Here is a 14,176-nt window from a genome sequence, read left to right as displayed (position 1 = left end):
CAGGTGGGTGATCCATATACCTGGCGAGACAGCACCGTTCTTAGGAACAAGCTGGGTTTACGCGACGATAAGACTCTTTCGGAACGAGAAGCCTTCTTCTCGGTCGTCCGGCATGGTGAGCTGACGTTACAGCGCGCCGCGCCGGCGATGACGGCGCGCGAGTATGGCGCCATCCACAAGCATATGTTCCAAGACGTCTATGAGTGGGCGGGCCGATTCCGCACCGTGGACATTAGCAAGCCGGGCAGCACCTTTGCGCGGGCGCACTTCATCGCGCGCAGCATGGACCATGAGTTCCGCCAGCTGCCGGATCTTCAAACTCTCAAATCCATGGACCGTGATCGCTTCGCCGACACGATGGCGCGCCATATCTCCGAGCTGAACGCCATTCACCCGTTCCGCGAAGGGAACGGCCGCACAATGCGCCTGCATTTGCAGCTTCACTCCCTCGCGGCAGAGAAGTTCGTTTCGATTCAGGCAATGGGGCCGATGGATTGGATGGAGGCGAGCCGAGACAGCTTCCATACCGGCAATCATGCCTCGCTCGCCAAGGTCATTCGGGACGCGATGCCGCAGGAGCAATCGCGCCGGGAACCGGCGCGAGGCCCCGCGGGCATCGCCATGCCGCCCGCCATGGATTCTCTTATGCCAGCGGGCGAGCGCCGCGCCATGAGCATCGAGCAGGCCAAGGAGCAGATCAATCGCTACTTGCCGACCGCGCAGGCCGTGGCCGCGCGGCAGTATGAGCAGCTGAACCGCCTCGCAGCGACTTCCGGCGACATGCGCCAGCTCGCCGAGCGTTCCGCGCAAGAGCTGGCATTCTTTCGCGATCCGAAAGGACCGCTCCACCATGTGCAAATTATCGAGCAGCGCCGCTATCACCAGATCGAGGTCAATTGGGCCGAGGGGATGGACCCCCTTCAACGGGTTCGCGCGATCAGTGCCGGCGCTGCATCCTTCCTGGACAAGATGAGCCCGCGCGACGTTCAAGCCGCCGATCGCGCGCTCCGGATGCAGGTCATGCCTCCCGGCGTCAGCCAAGTGGACTTGCGCCTTGCCGAGCAGTTCCAGAAAAATTCGCCCGAGCAGAACCGCGACGACGCGCGGCTTGCCCCCTTTCAGATCGCCATCGACAAGCGGGTTGCCGACGCCGTTGGAAAGGGCGCGTCCAAGGAGCAGCTGGCGGCGATCACCGAGAGCGCGAAATCCAATGTCGTCTCCGCGTTGCGCGAAGGTAAAATCCCTACGCAGAAGGCCGACAAGCCGAAGGATCGCGAGCGCTAGTCAATCGAGCGGCCGAGGGCCGCGCGCTGATAGTTTGTCAGCTGCCACATAGGATCGAGCGGCCCAGGGCCGCGCCCCGTCAGTGGTGGCAGCTGCCACCGGGGAACACCAAGGGCACCCGCCCTTTCGTTCCCGAAGCATAATCGACAGGACCGGGTTGCGCGCCAAGTTCGGCCAGATCGGCACGCTCACGCGCGCCGGGCCTCCCTAGCCGCGCCGCCCGCACCACTCCCATCGATTTTGCTCCCCCCTCCCCATCCCGCGCTTCGCCAGCGGGTCAGAGCCGCAGGCCGCAGGCAGCGGCTTCGCCTGAAGGAGTGAGGAAGAATGGAGATTACCCCCGAGCAGATCGCGACCATCGCGGCGCTTAACGACCTTGCGCGGCGGACCATGGGCGTCACTTGCCGCACCGTGGTTACGCAGGGAATCGGGGCGCTCGATGCCAGCGCGCAGACCGACATTTTCAAGCTGATCGAGAGCTTCGAGGATTTCACCCCGGACAATGACCCGAGGGGCGAGCATGACGCCGGTTTCCTTTATCGCGACGTGACCGGCCAATGGCATACCCGCTGGACCGACGACGACACGCGGCCCGCCCTCTCCGTCATGTGGAAGATCGACTATTACGACCGCGAGCTAGAGTTTGGCAGCGCCGAACCTTGGAATCCCGACGCCACGACGCGCGTGCTCACGATCCTTCTCGCCAACGAATATTGAAGGAGGCAGTCATGAGCAAAGCCCGTCCGGAGATCGAATTGAACTGGCGTGATGAGAATTACGGTTCCGTCTATGCCGTCGCCGCCTTCCGCAACTATGCGGGCACCTTCGATTGGAGCGAACGCACCCACCAGCGGTTTCGCGGATGCCTGAAACGCGCAGGCTTCGCCTTCCATCAGGGCCGGTGCAGCTACATCGCAAGCAGCGGCTCCCGCGAGGAAAGGAAGCGCGCTCTTTGTGACGAGCTGGACCGCGCAGGTTTCCAGATCGTTCGCGGCGACGTGAGGGGGGCAGCATGAACCGCGAGCGCCGCAAGCAGATCGCCGCAGCGCGCGCCCTGATCGATCAGGGCAAAGCCCTCTTTGATGAGGCGCGCGAAATGCTCGAAACCGTCAAGGACGACGAGCAGTCCGCCCGCGACAATCTTCCCCCGAGCCTTGCTGACGGCGAAGGCGCGGAGAAGATGGACGCCGCAATATCCGAACTCGAGAACGCGATTTCAGCCCTTGAGGACTTCGACGCCGACGAGATCGGCAACACCCTCGACACCGCCAGCGAATAGGAAGGATCGACCATGGAGCCCATGCGCCACCTTGATAGAGACACCCGCCGCGCGCGCCTCCTAGCCGCGCGGACGCGGCCCGTTGGCGGTATCAACCGCCGGGGCATCTTCACCGGCCATTGGGATGGCGGCGACGTTGTGCGCCAGTTCCGCGGCGGCACCGGATCATGGATCGGCCTTGCGCCCTACAAGGCCAAGGCGGACCCGGAGCCGCAGCCATGAAAGTCAGCAACACGGCGAGCGCGGTTCGCGCTACCCTGTCCCCAACTGAGATCAGCGAGTTGCAATTCGTGATCGAGGCGGCCGAGCGCGCGGGGCATTACATGCCCGCGCGCGTCCCCAACATGATTGCGGCGCTGGCGAGCAGCGCCGACGATGTTCGGATGAAACAGGCCGCGAAGCGCGCGGAGAAAGATCGCGTGAAGCGGATCGAACAGGATCGACGCGCGCGCGATCGTCAATTCATGCTGGGCGAACGATACAGCGTCATGGCGGGCCGCGCCGACTTTGCTGACGCGGCATCCGATCCGGACATTCGCCAATGGGTTGACCTGACATTCCACGAGATCATGGGAAGGCCGCTACCCGATCAATGCGAAATTCGCCGCGATGTTTGGCTTGTCCGCGTCGTCCAACTCAACGGCGGTTCGTTTGACGCTGTTGTGGGGAGCGATTGCACCGAAACCTCCGATCCCGCCGAAATCAACTCCCTTGCCGAGCAGCTGATCGCGCGCTTCGAGGGTGCAATCATGGAATGATGGCGTGGGTTGGCGGTGGCAGCTGCCACCGGCATCACGAAATTGTGAAGCCCGTCGCCACACACGCGCGGCGATTTTGTGTATCATAGCTTTGGGCGGTGGCATCGGAGGTTCGCAGTCTCCGGCGCAAATCCTACCGCTCAAAGGAGGTGCATTTGATTGACTACATATGAAGCCATGCAATTGACGATCGCAGCCGTTGCGCTCGTGATCGCGATTGTAAAGCTGGGGCAGCGTAAAGACTGACCCAGCGGGCGGGGGCCTTCGCAGGGTCTCCGCCCATCTATCTAACGCTTGGCGGGGCGGAAAGTTTGAGCCCGCCACGTTCGCAGCATGGCGGGCTCAGGTAGGTGCATTGACTGACCGTCAATGAAGCCATCCCCTATATAGCGCAAAATCCTTGCCGTTCCAATAAGCGGTCTATCGCGAGAATGTTCCGCTCTTGTTCTCTTTGGCGCATAAGCGCGGCATGGCCGCGAACTACAACCGCCCCAAGCCCGTTGATCCGATCTGGTATCGGCAAAGCTGCTATCTGCGCATCCATTGCGCTTGCGGGCGGCATGTCGCCGTGCCCCTGGGCGAGTTTGCCCGCTCCCGGCGCATTTCCTTCGATACGCGTATATACGAGCTGATCGCGCGGCTCCGGTGCAGCCAGTGCCGGCGCAAGCCTCATGCGGACGTGACGCGATACCGCGCCGGCAACTAAATGACGGAGGATCCGATTACTCGGATTCTTCCGGTGCTGTTTGTTGGCATGTCACAAGCGACATGCAGTATTGAGGCGGACGAGCCGCCGCGTCATTCATTCGATCTAGGGGCCTGTTCCGGCCCCCTGGCGCAAGGGCTGGACCGTCTCGGCCGCAAACGGCCTCGCTTGGCGACCATGGGGGTTTCCCCGCCCTTCCTTCGCTACGCTCCGTGCAGGCCGGGTGATCCCCCTCCCCATGCTCGGCCCTCATTTGCGCCATTCCCCGACCCCGCTCGCCGCTGGGCAGAAGTCGATGACCCGTCATCGCCTTCGGCTCCATTCTAGGCAGGGAACAGCACATGACCGACATTCCGCTGGCAACGATCCTTCGGATCAACGCCGCCCGCACCATTTCGCTCGCGCGCTATGAGGAAGAGGGCAACTTTGATCGCTTCGGCTACATCAAAGACCTTGCCGAGAACCATGGCGCTGACCTTCCCGCCGTCATCGAGATTGCCGAGCTGCTAGGGCCGGAGGAAGATTTTGACGGCCTCGTGACCACCATCGAGGACGCCGCCGAGGGCTTCGGCTTTGGCGCTCTCATTGCCGGGGAGGCGTGAGCATGGGGCAAGAGCTTATGACGCCCGCGCAGATCGCCGACATTTGCGAGGGCCGGGACAAGGCCATAACCCTTTGGCTGAACCTGTATGACACCTACCATTCGACCCGCGATGAGGCGGCGCGGCTTACCGTTGGCGGCGCGCTTTCGCTCTCATGTGGACGGGACTGGACCGAGGACACATTGACGCGCGCTTTCATCCAGTCGCAGCCTATCGAGCGGCGCGACAAGGAGACGGGATCGCGCGAGACTATCGAGGCACGCGACAATTTCGCGCGCGTCCTAACCGAAACGATGGACCGGCGATGCTGGACCGCTCTCATGGAGCAGCTGGGCTTTGACCAGCTGCTAGACCAGCAGGCCCGAAAGGAATTTCATGACGGGCTACGCGATGCCCCCGTTCCGTTCACGCCCGACAATTGCACCGCCACTTTCGGCCATATCTGGACAAATCGCCGCGACCTCTATTTGCGCGGGATCGCCAATGTCTTCGCCAAGCTGGACCGCCGCTTTCGTTCGCACAACGGTTTCAAGATCGGCGCGCGGCTCATCATCGAAGGCGCGATAAACACATGGGGATCATGGGAGCGCTACGAGCGCCGCGACACGCTGCGCGACGTGGAGCGCGTTTTTCTCGAACTGGACGGCAAGCCCCCCGTCGCCGAGGCGGCAAGCATCGCTAGTCTTGTCGGCCAGGCCGCGCGTGACCGCGCGTCACTGCCGACCGTTCTGCAGGGCGATTATTTCCGCGTCCGAATCTTCAAGAATGGCAATCTGCACATTTGGTTCGAGCGCGACGATATGTTGCAGAGCGTCAATCTCTTGCTCGCGGAGTATTACGGCGAAGCCATTGGCGACAGCTACGATACGACCGAGGCCGAAACCGCCCCCGCCTATCACGTCACGCCTGCCAAGAATTTCGGCGCGTTCATGACCTCGCCAGAGATCGCGGCGCAAGTGATCGAACATGCGAGGATCGGCCAAGGCCAGCGCGTTCTAGAACCAAGCGCAGGCAAGGCCGCGCTCGCGACTGCCGCGCGCGATGCCGGCGCCGATGTTACGTGCGTCGAGCTGCAACCCGGCTTCGCTCACGAATTGCGCGTCGTGCATGGTTTTGCGGATGCGATCGAGGGGGACTTTCTCGCCCTGGACCCGCAGCACTTCACACCGTTTGACGCGGTGATAATGAATCCGCCGTTCGATCGCGGCCGAGACTGTGACCATGTGCGCCACGCGCTCGCCTTCCTGAAACCCGGTGGCGTGCTGGTGGCGATCATGAGCGCCCGCGCCGAATATGGCGAGGATCAGCGCCATAAGGCCCTGCACCGCATGATCGAGGGGTGCAGCGCTATCTATTTCCATGGTCGGAAATGGATCGACCTTCCTCTCGGCTCTTTCGCCCACGCCGGAACCAACGTGAACACCGTTTTGCTGGCGATCCGAAAGCCGGGATGATTGGCGCAGGCGGTGGCAGCTGCCACCGCCTGCCTTGCTGGCAGATCGAGGCGACAAAGCCGCCGCGCCGTTTTCGACTAAGGCCTGTGGACATTCACTTCGCGGCGAGGATTGTCGCGACGAGGTGCCAGTTGGCGGTGTAACTGCAGGCAGTTTTCTCGTAGCGCGTAGCGATGGCTCGGAACTCCTTGATCTTCGCGAAGAAGTTCTCGACCAGGTGTCGCCACTTATAGGCATGCCGGTCGTAATTGCGCTTGATCTTGCGGTTCGCTTTGGGCGGAATGACTGCGCTCGCGCCGCGCACATCCAACTCGGCAAGCAGCCAGTCAGCATCGAAGGCCTTGTCGGCCAGAAGCGCATCGAATGCTACGTCCTCGATCAGCGGTGCGACGCCTTTCAGGTCATGAGCCTGACCCGGCAGGAGAACAAGGTTGAACAGGTTTCCAAGCGCATCGACCAGCGCCACGATCTTGGTGGTCAGTCCGCCGCGCGAGCGCCCGATGGCCTGAGCGTGAGTCCCCCCCTTGCGCCGCTCGCCTTCTGGTGAGCCTGAACGATAGTACCGTCGATCAGCGCGTATTCAAAATCCGGCTCGCCGCGGATCTCTCTGAAAAGACGTTCGAAAACACCACCCTTCGCCCATCGTCGGAAGCGCCGGAACACGCTGTTCCAATTGCCGAATTCCGGCGGCAGATCCCGCCATGGAAGACCGGTGCGCACACGCCAGAGAACCGCCTCTAAAAACATGCGATTGTCCTTACCCGTCACACCGCTATCGCTCTTCTTGCCGGGAAGGTGGGGTTCAACGCGCGCCCATATCCCATCCGTCACCACAAATCGCTGCTCGTCCATTCAGAACTCCCCTTGGGAATCCTGAATCAGAAATCAGGCAGCGTGGGAATCCTGAATGTCCACAGGCCTTAGATCGCAAGCGGATCTAGTCCAGGCGAAGGGGGGCGGCCTCCCCCCTTCCCGTCAAGGGCCTGGCCGTCTCGGCCGCAAGCGGCCTCCCTTGGTGATCGCGGCGGTTTCCCCGCCCTTCCGCGCTTCGCTTGTGCAGGGCGGGTGATCCCCCTCCCCCGCGATCAGCCCTCAATGCCGGTTCATCCCCCCCGGCTTCGCCAGCGGGCAGAAGTCGATGACCGTTCATCGCCTTCGGCTCCATTTAAGAAGGGAAAACACATGAAAATCCGCATCTACCGCCAGACCGAGCAGGGACTTGACCGGATCGAGATCGAGGGCGGGACAGTTGAAATCATCGTGAACCGAGCCGCCGTCGAGGGCTTCCAATGCACCGACTATAACAGCAACCCGCGCCAGCGTTTTGAATTGCAGGGCGCGCCGAAGTTCGCAGGCGTTTCCGGTCCTATGTGGGATGGCGATGCTATCCGTTACGAGTGCAGCGCCACCTATGCGGAGTTGAGCGCATGAGCGCCGCCGCCGCGATCCGCACCGAGCAGGCCGACGAGCTGGGCGAACAGATCGTTGCCGCAGGTTTTGCCGCAAGTGGCTTCCTGCTGGACATAAACGGGGCGCTTGATGTGCCCCGCAACTTTCCGCTTCCTGCCCCTTGGAATCTGCCCTCGCGCCTGTTTCAATTCCCGATTGAGGTAATCCGGGCCGAGCAGGACGAACCGCGCAAGATTGGCCTTCGCCATCCCTTGCTTGCCGCCCATCCTTTCGTGCAGCACGTTGAAAGAGTGCTAGGCGTCGAGATCGCCCGCGAAGGCGTGACGAACCGCTACGGCTATAGCAACCGCACCAATGGGCTTTGGCATCATGCCGTTGATCTAATCAGCGCCGGGAAATGGCGCGAATTGCTCGACACACAGGAGTTCACCGAACCGAGCTGCATCTTTCAGGCCGTTGTCTTCGGCTGTCGCTATTCCAACCATGGGGACAGCAACGGTCGCGGCCACATCAACACCGCCGAGGCGCGCCAGATCATGAGCGAAATGGGCGGGACCGAACCGGCAGACCGCAGCTCTATCATCCGCACGTTTTCCGCGCCGAGCATGTGCAAGCAGGATAGCGGCAGCGAGCATTGGCCCATCAATACGGGCCGCATGAATGCAGAGGATCAGGCGTGGGCCTTCATCCACGGCATTGAGGATGGATGGTTTGCGCACGATCGTTCCGGCCATCTGCAATGGACGCCGCTGGGCCGCGATCGTTACGCCGCAGGCGATAGCGCCAGCTTCACCGAGGCGAGCGGCCAGACCGCGTTCGCCTTTTGAGGGGATCGAGCATGGCTCGTCATTGCATCCGCGAAGCGCGCTATATGGGGTGACTACACGAAAGTAACGTATCTGCACGCTAAGGGCGAACAAATCCGGTACAATGCCAGCGGAAGCTACCTGTAGGTACTCAACGGCGTGTTCAACCTATCCTTTGAGCATGTGTCGATCATTGCGGGCGCCGATATGGGAGGGCCGCAAGCCGGCTCATCAACGATCGAGGTAGAGCCCTGCTGGCCAAGTATGTGAGCCGGTTGCCCATCCCCGGTATGGCGAAGGATCGCCGATGAACCAGAGCATCGACGGCAAGGGTCGCGCAGCGATCAACGTCCATCAAGCCAAACTTCCCCCACTTCAAATCGCTGAGGGCAGCCATATCGGTGTCAATGCCACCGGGTGCAAAAGACCCAACGCTCACACCCGTCCCGGCAAGCTCGACGGAAAGTGCCCGCATGAGGGTACTCACATAGGCTTTCGACGCGCCGTAGACCGCTTGGAAGGGTACGGATGTTTCGCCCGCCAGGCTCGACACTGCGATTATTGAGGATTCAAACGGCTGCTGCCGGAAGATCGCAATCAGGCGGGCCAGCAAATCCGTGAAGCCGGCTACGTTTGTTCCAATCACCTCGGCATAGGCGTCGGCACGGCTAGCATCAAACGGACCGGCGCTCGTCAGCCCGGCAGCCAAGAAAGCCGCATTGACTTTCAATTCTATAACCTTGGCCGCGATCTTCTCCCTGCCCTCAATTTCACGTTGATCGGCCACTATGATCTCGCACGGGACATTAAACCGCTCGTCAATTTCAGATTGTAGCTCCCGCAAGTTGTCGAGCCTTCGCCCAACAATCAGGGGCTTGGCCTGGTACGATGCCGCCAAACGGAGGGCTGACGCCCTGCCCAAACCGGTTGAGGCCCCTGTAACCAGCACCCACGAGTTCTGGATCGGCAGCGGTTTCATGCGCTTTCCAGAGCCTTGTACAGGGCGGTTTTCCCGATCTTGAGCCGAGCCGCCGCCTCACGAACAGTTAGGCCCGCTGCGATGTACGTCCGCGCCTTGCGCAGCTTGTCGGGAGTGACGACAGGGCGGCGGCCGCCCTGACTACCGCGCTCGCGCGCGGCTCGCAGGCCAGCATGGGTGCGTTCCCGGATCAGATCGCGCTCGAATTGGGCCAGCGAGCCGAAGATGTTGAACACCAGCATGCCGCCCGAAGTGGTGGTGTCGATATTCTCGGTGAGTGAGCGGAACCCGATGCCGCGCGCCGCAAGCTCGCCGACCTTCTCGATCAGGTGGCTCATCGAGCGGCCGAGGCGGTCGAGTTTCCAGACCACCAGCGTGTCGCCGGGGCGCAAATAGGCGAGCGCTTCGGTTAGGCCAGGCCGATCGGCTTTTGCCCCGGATGCGTGATCGTCGAATATACGGTCGCACCCGGCAGTGTTCAGCGCGTCAAGCTGGAGCGACAGCTTCTGGTCTGCGGTCGAGACGCGCGCATAGCCGATCAGCGCCACATGATGCCCGATCCTGTCCGTTTTCCCGTCATTATGCGATCTTGTCCGAATCGCCGTTACAGGTCCAGAGTTAACGGACATATTCCTGTTGGCCGCCAGAGGACCGTCTGACGGACAGGCACAGAGAAGGAGATGATGTTGGCGAGGCGGCGACTGGTGAGCCCGGAAATCTGGGCGGGGCATTATGACGCGCCGCTCGATGAGCGCGAGATTGCACGTCACTATACGCTGACCAGCGACGATCTGGAATTTGTCGGCCGCCGTCGCGGCGATGCCACCCGGCTCGGTTTCGCGATGCTCCTGCTCACCATGAGATGGCCTGGCCGTGCGCTGGAAGCGGGCGAAGTCCCGCCCGCACCCGTGCTCGCTTATGTGGCCCGCCAACTTGGTGTCGCGCCCGAAGCCTTTGCGGCCTATGCTCATCGGGACCAGACCCGTCGCGAGTATCTCGTTGAAATCCGACGATCGCACGGGTTCAGGATCTTCGACCGCGACGCCTTCCGTGAAGTTGTCGCCTTCTCGATCCCGATCGCGCAGACCATCATCCATCCCGGCCAGATGGCAGGGGTCATCGTCGATGAACTCCGCCGTCGGCAGATCCTCCTGCCTTCTTCGTCGATTCTCGAAGCGGTACTGCGACGGGCTCGCCAGCAAGCTGAACAGCTTACCTATGAAGTGCTCACAAATGGCCTGCTGCCCGACACACTACAGGGCCTGGACGATTTGCTGGCGCGACGGTCGGGGCAGGCCACCACATGGCTATCCTGGCTACGCAATGCGCCACAGTCGCCGGCAGCGCGCAACATCCTGCGCCTGATCGAACGGCTCGCCTATGTCCGCGCACTGGGCCTCGATCGCGGTCGGGCCGACATGATCCCGGCTTCGACTTTTGACAGGCTGGCGGACGAGGGCAGCCGCATCACGCCCCAGCATTTTGGCGAACTCAATGCCCTGCGCCGACATGCGACGCTGGCGGCAACCGGCATCCGCCTTGAGGAAAGCCTGACCGACGCGGCCCTGACGATGTTCGACAAGCTGTTGGGCAGCATGGTGCGCCGCGCCGAAAACCGGACCCGCGACAAAGCCCTCAAGACGGTGCGCGAGCTGCAGGGCCATCTCCGGACGCTCACAGGGTCTTGCCGTATCCTCATCGACGCGCATACCAACGGCGTGGACTCGCTGGCGCAGATCGAGGCGCTGGACTGGCAGCGCTTCGCCATGGCGGTCGAGCAAGCCGAAGTGCTCGGGCGACCGGAAACCGTCGATCGCACCGCTGAATTGATTGATCGGCATCGCACGGTAAAGCTCTTTGCCGGCCCCCTTCTCAACACCTTTGAATTTCGCGGCGCCGGCGCGGTGCAGGGACTCCTGTCGGCGCTGGCCATTATCGCGGAGCTATACCGGACCGGCAAACGGCGCTTGCCTGATCGCGTGCCGCTGCGCTTTGTACCATCAGCATGGCGGCCGTTCGTCCTGCGGGATGGCATCATCGACCGTGCCGCATATGAACTATGCGCCTTGTCCCAGCTACGCGAGCGGCTGCGAGCGGGAGACATATGGGTCGCGGGAAGCCGCCAGTTTCGTGATTTCGACAGCTACCTCATACCACCGGCCACCTACGCGGCGCTTCGCGAGAAGGGGCCGCTGCCGCTCGCCATCGAAACGGACTTTGAGCGCCATATCGAGGAAAGGCGCACCAGGCTCGATACGGCGATCGAACAGGTAACGGTCCTCGCGCGACAGGGCGAACTGCCCCAGGTCAGACTTGACGAAAACGGCCTCATCATCTCGCCGCTGAAGGCGGCAACGCCGCCCGCCACCGAGATGGCCCGTCGCGCCGCCTATGATCGGCTGCCGCGCGTGAAGATCACCGATCTCCTGCTTGAGGTCGATGCCTGGACCGGGTTCAGCGAATGTTTCATCCATCGGCGTTCGGGCCGGCAGGTCGACGATCGCAATGCTTTGCTCACCGTCATCCTTGCCGATGGCATCAATCTCGGCCTCACGCGCATGGCGGAAACCTGTCGGGGCGCAAGTTTGCGCCAGCTCGCCCATCTTCACGACTGGCACATCAGCGAGGCCGCCTATGGTGAAGCGCTGGGAAGACTGATCGACGCCCATCGCACCATGCCGCTCGCCGCGCTGTGGGGAGACGGCACCACCTCGTCGAGCGACGGACAACAATTTCATGCCGGGGGTCGTGGGGCCGCGATCGGCGACATCAACGCGCGCAGCGGCAACGAACCGGGCGTCGCCTTCTACACCCATGTCTCGGATCGATATGATCCCTTTGCGAGCCGGGTGATTGCGGCGACTGCCGGCGAAGCGCCCTATGTGCTGGATGGCTTGCTGTATCACCAGACGGGCCTGACGATCGAGGAGCACTACACCGATACGGGTGGAGCATCGGACCATGTGTTCGGCCTCATGCCCTTCTTCGGCTACCGCTTCGCCCCGCGCCTGCGCGACATCAAGGAGCGTCGCTTGCACCTCCTGCCTGGCCAGGAATCTGGCCCCTTGCTCGGCGGCATGACGGCCGAGCCGATCGCATTGGGTCATGTCGCCGCGCATTGGGACGAACTGCTGCGGTTCGCCACATCGATCCGTACCGGCACCGTCACCGCTTCGGCGATGCTGCGCCGCCTGTCCGCCTATCCGCGACAGAATGGACTGGCCCTCGCGCTGCGCGAGCTTGGCCGCCTCGAACGCTCGATCTTCATGCTCGACTGGCTGCGCGACATCGATCTGCGCCGGCGCACCCAGGCGGGCCTCAACAAGGGTGAAGCCCGCAACGCGCTCGCTCGCGCGCTCTTCTTCAACCAGCTCGGCGAACTGCGCGATCGGCGGTTCGAGAACCAGACCTATCGCGCATCCGGCCTCAACCTGCTCGTCGCCGCCATCATCCTGTGGAACACCCGCTATCTCGAAATGGCGTTGGCTGACATCGCAACGCCCGACGAGATTGCACGCCACATCGCGCCATTGGGCTGGGAGCATATCTCGCTGACCGGCGACTATAGCTGGAATGTCGAAGATCGGCCTGATCCGGATGCCCTGCGCCCCCTGCGCGCCGTCAGTTCCCTGCTCGCCGCGTGATGTTCGCCCTCCGTTCTCCCTTAGCGTGCAGATACGTCACTTTCGTGTAGTGACCCCAAGCTGCATTTCGCAGCGGATGCGGCAACCGCGATACGCCTACGGCGCAATGCGGCGCTTGGTCAGGCGTGCTCCTTTGAAAAGCGCGCGGCGAGCCGTGCACTTGCCCCGCTCCTGGTCGCGAGCCTGGCGCCATACCGCATCACGGTCTTGGGATCGCGCCAGCGGTACGCCTGCATGATTGCAGGCAGAGCCTCCCCCGCCGCGAAATTGTCCTGCGCGACCCCGACCCGGATCGAATGCGACGATACCGCCGATACCCAGCGTTCCAGCTCCGCTTCCGAGATCGGCCCGAGCAGCTTCTTTGCCCAGGCGGCCCGAATGACCCGCCTGTAGATGAGCGTGATGCTGTTGGGGTGCAGCCGTTCGGTGCCGATCGCCGCGACCGACCCATCAAAATGCGTTTCGACCCGGCGGAACAGCGGTCCTTTGCGGATGCCTGCCTTCTCGCGCCATCTCGCGATCGCATCCATCGTCGCAGGCGAAAGATAGGCATAGGCCCCCTCCCCTTCCCGGTCGGTCTTGCTCGACGGAATGAACAGCGTGCCCGCGCCATCGCTGTCCGGCCCTTCGATATGTCCGACCTCGATCGCCACCAACTCGGACCGGCGCGCCCCGGCGTCATAGGCCACGCGCAGCAGGGCGGCGTCCCGCAAGCCCAGCTCGTCCCGACGGCATGCCTTCAGGAGATGGACAAGGCAAACGCCCGACGGCGGGCTGTCGAGATCCGCGATGTCACCCTTGAAGCGCAGCGCGCGCGCCTGGCGCTGGCGGACGCCGAGCGATTTGCGCGCCGCTTTCATCTCGAGCTTGACCAGCGGTGCGGCGGTGGGATCGGCAATGCCCGCCATTCGGTATGCCCAACCGACGTTTACGATGTAGCGTTCAATCGTCGCCATCGCCCGAATCGTTTCGTCGGACAGCTCGAGCCCAGCAAGCGATCGAACCCAGCGGGAGACGTCGTGTGGCTTGGCCGACGGCGGGTCGAGGCGATTGCGGCGGCACCATTGTCCCCAGATGGTCAGGTCCGATCGGAACGCGCGGCGTGTATTATGCGACCAGCCCCGGACGGCAGCAGACACAAGTTCCGCATCGATCGGCGCAGATGCACCGACCAGGTCGCGCACGTCGCGCACCACCAAGTCGAGCACAGCGCCATCGCGCACGTCCATGGCTGCCGAAAGCGTCATCGGGAGC

At 62.8% G+C, this 14,176-nt stretch carries 15 protein-coding genes and 1 pseudogene; 12 read left to right on the top strand and 4 right to left on the bottom strand.

All coding sequences use genetic code 11. The annotated features are described in order from the left end of the window. Positions 1-3 precede the first annotated feature (3 nt). From K663_RS21805 to K663_RS21765, 9 genes are all read left to right on the top strand, one after another. Complete coding sequence (locus K663_RS21805; protein WP_025160929.1) at positions 4-1,284, top strand: Fic/DOC family protein; 1,281 nt, start codon at positions 4-6, stop codon at positions 1,282-1,284. Positions 1,285-1,611: 327 nt separating this feature from the next. Then, entirely contained in the window at positions 1,612-2,001 is a 390-nt protein-coding gene (locus K663_RS21800) for a DUF3768 domain-containing protein (protein ID WP_020820229.1), read from the top strand. 11 nt (positions 2,002-2,012) lie between these two features. Further along, entirely contained in the window at positions 2,013-2,300 is a 288-nt protein-coding gene (locus K663_RS21795; protein ID WP_020820230.1) for a hypothetical protein, read from the top strand. Next, on the top strand, positions 2,297-2,563 hold the full coding sequence (locus K663_RS21790) for a hypothetical protein (protein ID WP_020820231.1): 267 nt from the start codon (positions 2,297-2,299) through the stop codon (positions 2,561-2,563). Before K663_RS21795 ends, K663_RS21790 begins: the two co-directional genes overlap by 4 nt. Before the next feature lie 12 nt (positions 2,564-2,575). Further along, positions 2,576-2,785: a hypothetical protein gene (locus tag K663_RS21785; RefSeq protein ID WP_020820232.1), complete on the top strand. Its 210-nt coding sequence runs from the start codon at positions 2,576-2,578 to the stop codon at positions 2,783-2,785. Next, a complete protein-coding gene (locus K663_RS21780) occupies positions 2,782-3,321 on the top strand; it encodes a hypothetical protein (RefSeq protein ID WP_020820233.1) in 540 nt (179 codons plus the stop codon). Before K663_RS21785 ends, K663_RS21780 begins: the two co-directional genes overlap by 4 nt. 469 nt (positions 3,322-3,790) lie before the next feature. Beyond that, positions 3,791-4,027, top strand: coding sequence for a hypothetical protein (locus K663_RS21775; RefSeq protein ID WP_020820234.1), 237 nt, complete (start codon positions 3,791-3,793; stop codon positions 4,025-4,027). Between the two features lie 341 nt (positions 4,028-4,368). Beyond that, positions 4,369-4,629, top strand: a complete 261-nt coding sequence (locus tag K663_RS21770; protein WP_020820235.1) for a hypothetical protein — start codon at positions 4,369-4,371, stop codon at positions 4,627-4,629. A 2-nt stretch (positions 4,630-4,631) separates the two neighbouring features. Continuing rightward, a complete protein-coding gene (locus K663_RS21765) occupies positions 4,632-6,083 on the top strand; it encodes a DUF4942 domain-containing protein (RefSeq protein ID WP_223811159.1) in 1,452 nt (483 codons plus the stop codon). A 94-nt stretch (positions 6,084-6,177) separates the two neighbouring features. Here K663_RS21765 and K663_RS23620 read toward each other — a convergent pair. Continuing rightward, positions 6,178-6,935, bottom strand: a pseudogene (locus K663_RS23620) (IS5 family transposase). A 330-nt stretch (positions 6,936-7,265) separates the two neighbouring features. Here K663_RS23620 and K663_RS21750 point away from each other — a divergent pair. Beyond that, complete coding sequence (locus K663_RS21750) at positions 7,266-7,514, top strand: hypothetical protein (RefSeq protein WP_020820237.1); 249 nt, start codon at positions 7,266-7,268, stop codon at positions 7,512-7,514. Continuing rightward, complete coding sequence (locus tag K663_RS21745; protein WP_020820238.1) at positions 7,511-8,320, top strand: hypothetical protein; 810 nt, start codon at positions 7,511-7,513, stop codon at positions 8,318-8,320. The genes K663_RS21750 and K663_RS21745 overlap by 4 nt, the downstream gene beginning before the upstream one ends. Positions 8,321-8,489: 169 nt before the next feature. Here K663_RS21745 and K663_RS21740 read toward each other — a convergent pair whose 3' ends face one another. Beyond that, a complete protein-coding gene (locus tag K663_RS21740; RefSeq protein ID WP_020817919.1) occupies positions 8,490-9,278 on the bottom strand; it encodes an SDR family NAD(P)-dependent oxidoreductase in 789 nt (262 codons plus the stop codon). Next, a complete protein-coding gene (locus K663_RS21735; RefSeq protein ID WP_020817918.1) occupies positions 9,275-9,826 on the bottom strand; it encodes a recombinase family protein in 552 nt (183 codons plus the stop codon). Before K663_RS21735 ends, K663_RS21740 begins: the two co-directional genes overlap by 4 nt. 138 nt (positions 9,827-9,964) lie before the next feature. Here K663_RS21735 and K663_RS21730 point away from each other — a divergent pair, with 138 nt between their 5' ends. Further along, positions 9,965-12,922, top strand: coding sequence for a Tn3 family transposase (locus K663_RS21730; protein ID WP_031286075.1), 2,958 nt, complete (start codon positions 9,965-9,967; stop codon positions 12,920-12,922). A gap of 119 nt (positions 12,923-13,041) precedes the next feature. On the opposite strand, the gene K663_RS21725 is transcribed toward K663_RS21730, so the two are convergent. Continuing rightward, on the bottom strand, positions 13,042-14,169 hold the full coding sequence (locus tag K663_RS21725; RefSeq protein WP_020819377.1) for a tyrosine-type recombinase/integrase: 1,128 nt from the start codon (positions 14,167-14,169) through the stop codon (positions 13,042-13,044). Between the last annotated feature and the right edge of the window lie 7 nt (positions 14,170-14,176).

It is taken from the genome of Sphingobium sp. MI1205, from assembly GCF_001563285.1.
Classification (GTDB): Bacteria; Pseudomonadota; Alphaproteobacteria; order Sphingomonadales; family Sphingomonadaceae; genus Sphingobium.
The sequence above is the reverse complement of the archived record's forward strand: the minus strand, read 5'-3'. Positions and strand labels throughout refer to the sequence as shown.

Bases quoted from the DNA above. Each gene is read 5' to 3' on its own strand.
- K663_RS21800 (WP_020820229.1), top strand. From the start codon at position 1,612: ATGGAGATTACCCCCGAGCAGATCGCGACCATCGCGGCGCTTAACGAC.
- K663_RS21795 (WP_020820230.1), top strand. From the start codon at position 2,013: ATGAGCAAAGCCCGTCCGGAGATCGAATTGAACTGGCGTGATGAGAAT.
- K663_RS21790 (WP_020820231.1), top strand. From the start codon at position 2,297: ATGAACCGCGAGCGCCGCAAGCAGATCGCCGCAGCGCGCGCCCTGATC.
- K663_RS21785 (WP_020820232.1), top strand. From the start codon at position 2,576: ATGGAGCCCATGCGCCACCTTGATAGAGACACCCGCCGCGCGCGCCTC.
- K663_RS21780 (WP_020820233.1), top strand. From the start codon at position 2,782: ATGAAAGTCAGCAACACGGCGAGCGCGGTTCGCGCTACCCTGTCCCCA.
- K663_RS21775 (WP_020820234.1), top strand. From the start codon at position 3,791: ATGGCCGCGAACTACAACCGCCCCAAGCCCGTTGATCCGATCTGGTAT.
- K663_RS21770 (WP_020820235.1), top strand. From the start codon at position 4,369: ATGACCGACATTCCGCTGGCAACGATCCTTCGGATCAACGCCGCCCGC.
- K663_RS21765 (WP_223811159.1), top strand. From the start codon at position 4,632: ATGGGGCAAGAGCTTATGACGCCCGCGCAGATCGCCGACATTTGCGAG.
- K663_RS21750 (WP_020820237.1), top strand. From the start codon at position 7,266: ATGAAAATCCGCATCTACCGCCAGACCGAGCAGGGACTTGACCGGATC.
- K663_RS21745 (WP_020820238.1), top strand. From the start codon at position 7,511: ATGAGCGCCGCCGCCGCGATCCGCACCGAGCAGGCCGACGAGCTGGGC.
- K663_RS21740 (WP_020817919.1), bottom strand. From the start codon at position 9,278: ATGAAACCGCTGCCGATCCAGAACTCGTGGGTGCTGGTTACAGGGGCC.
- K663_RS21725 (WP_020819377.1), bottom strand. From the start codon at position 14,169: ATGACGCTTTCGGCAGCCATGGACGTGCGCGATGGCGCTGTGCTCGAC.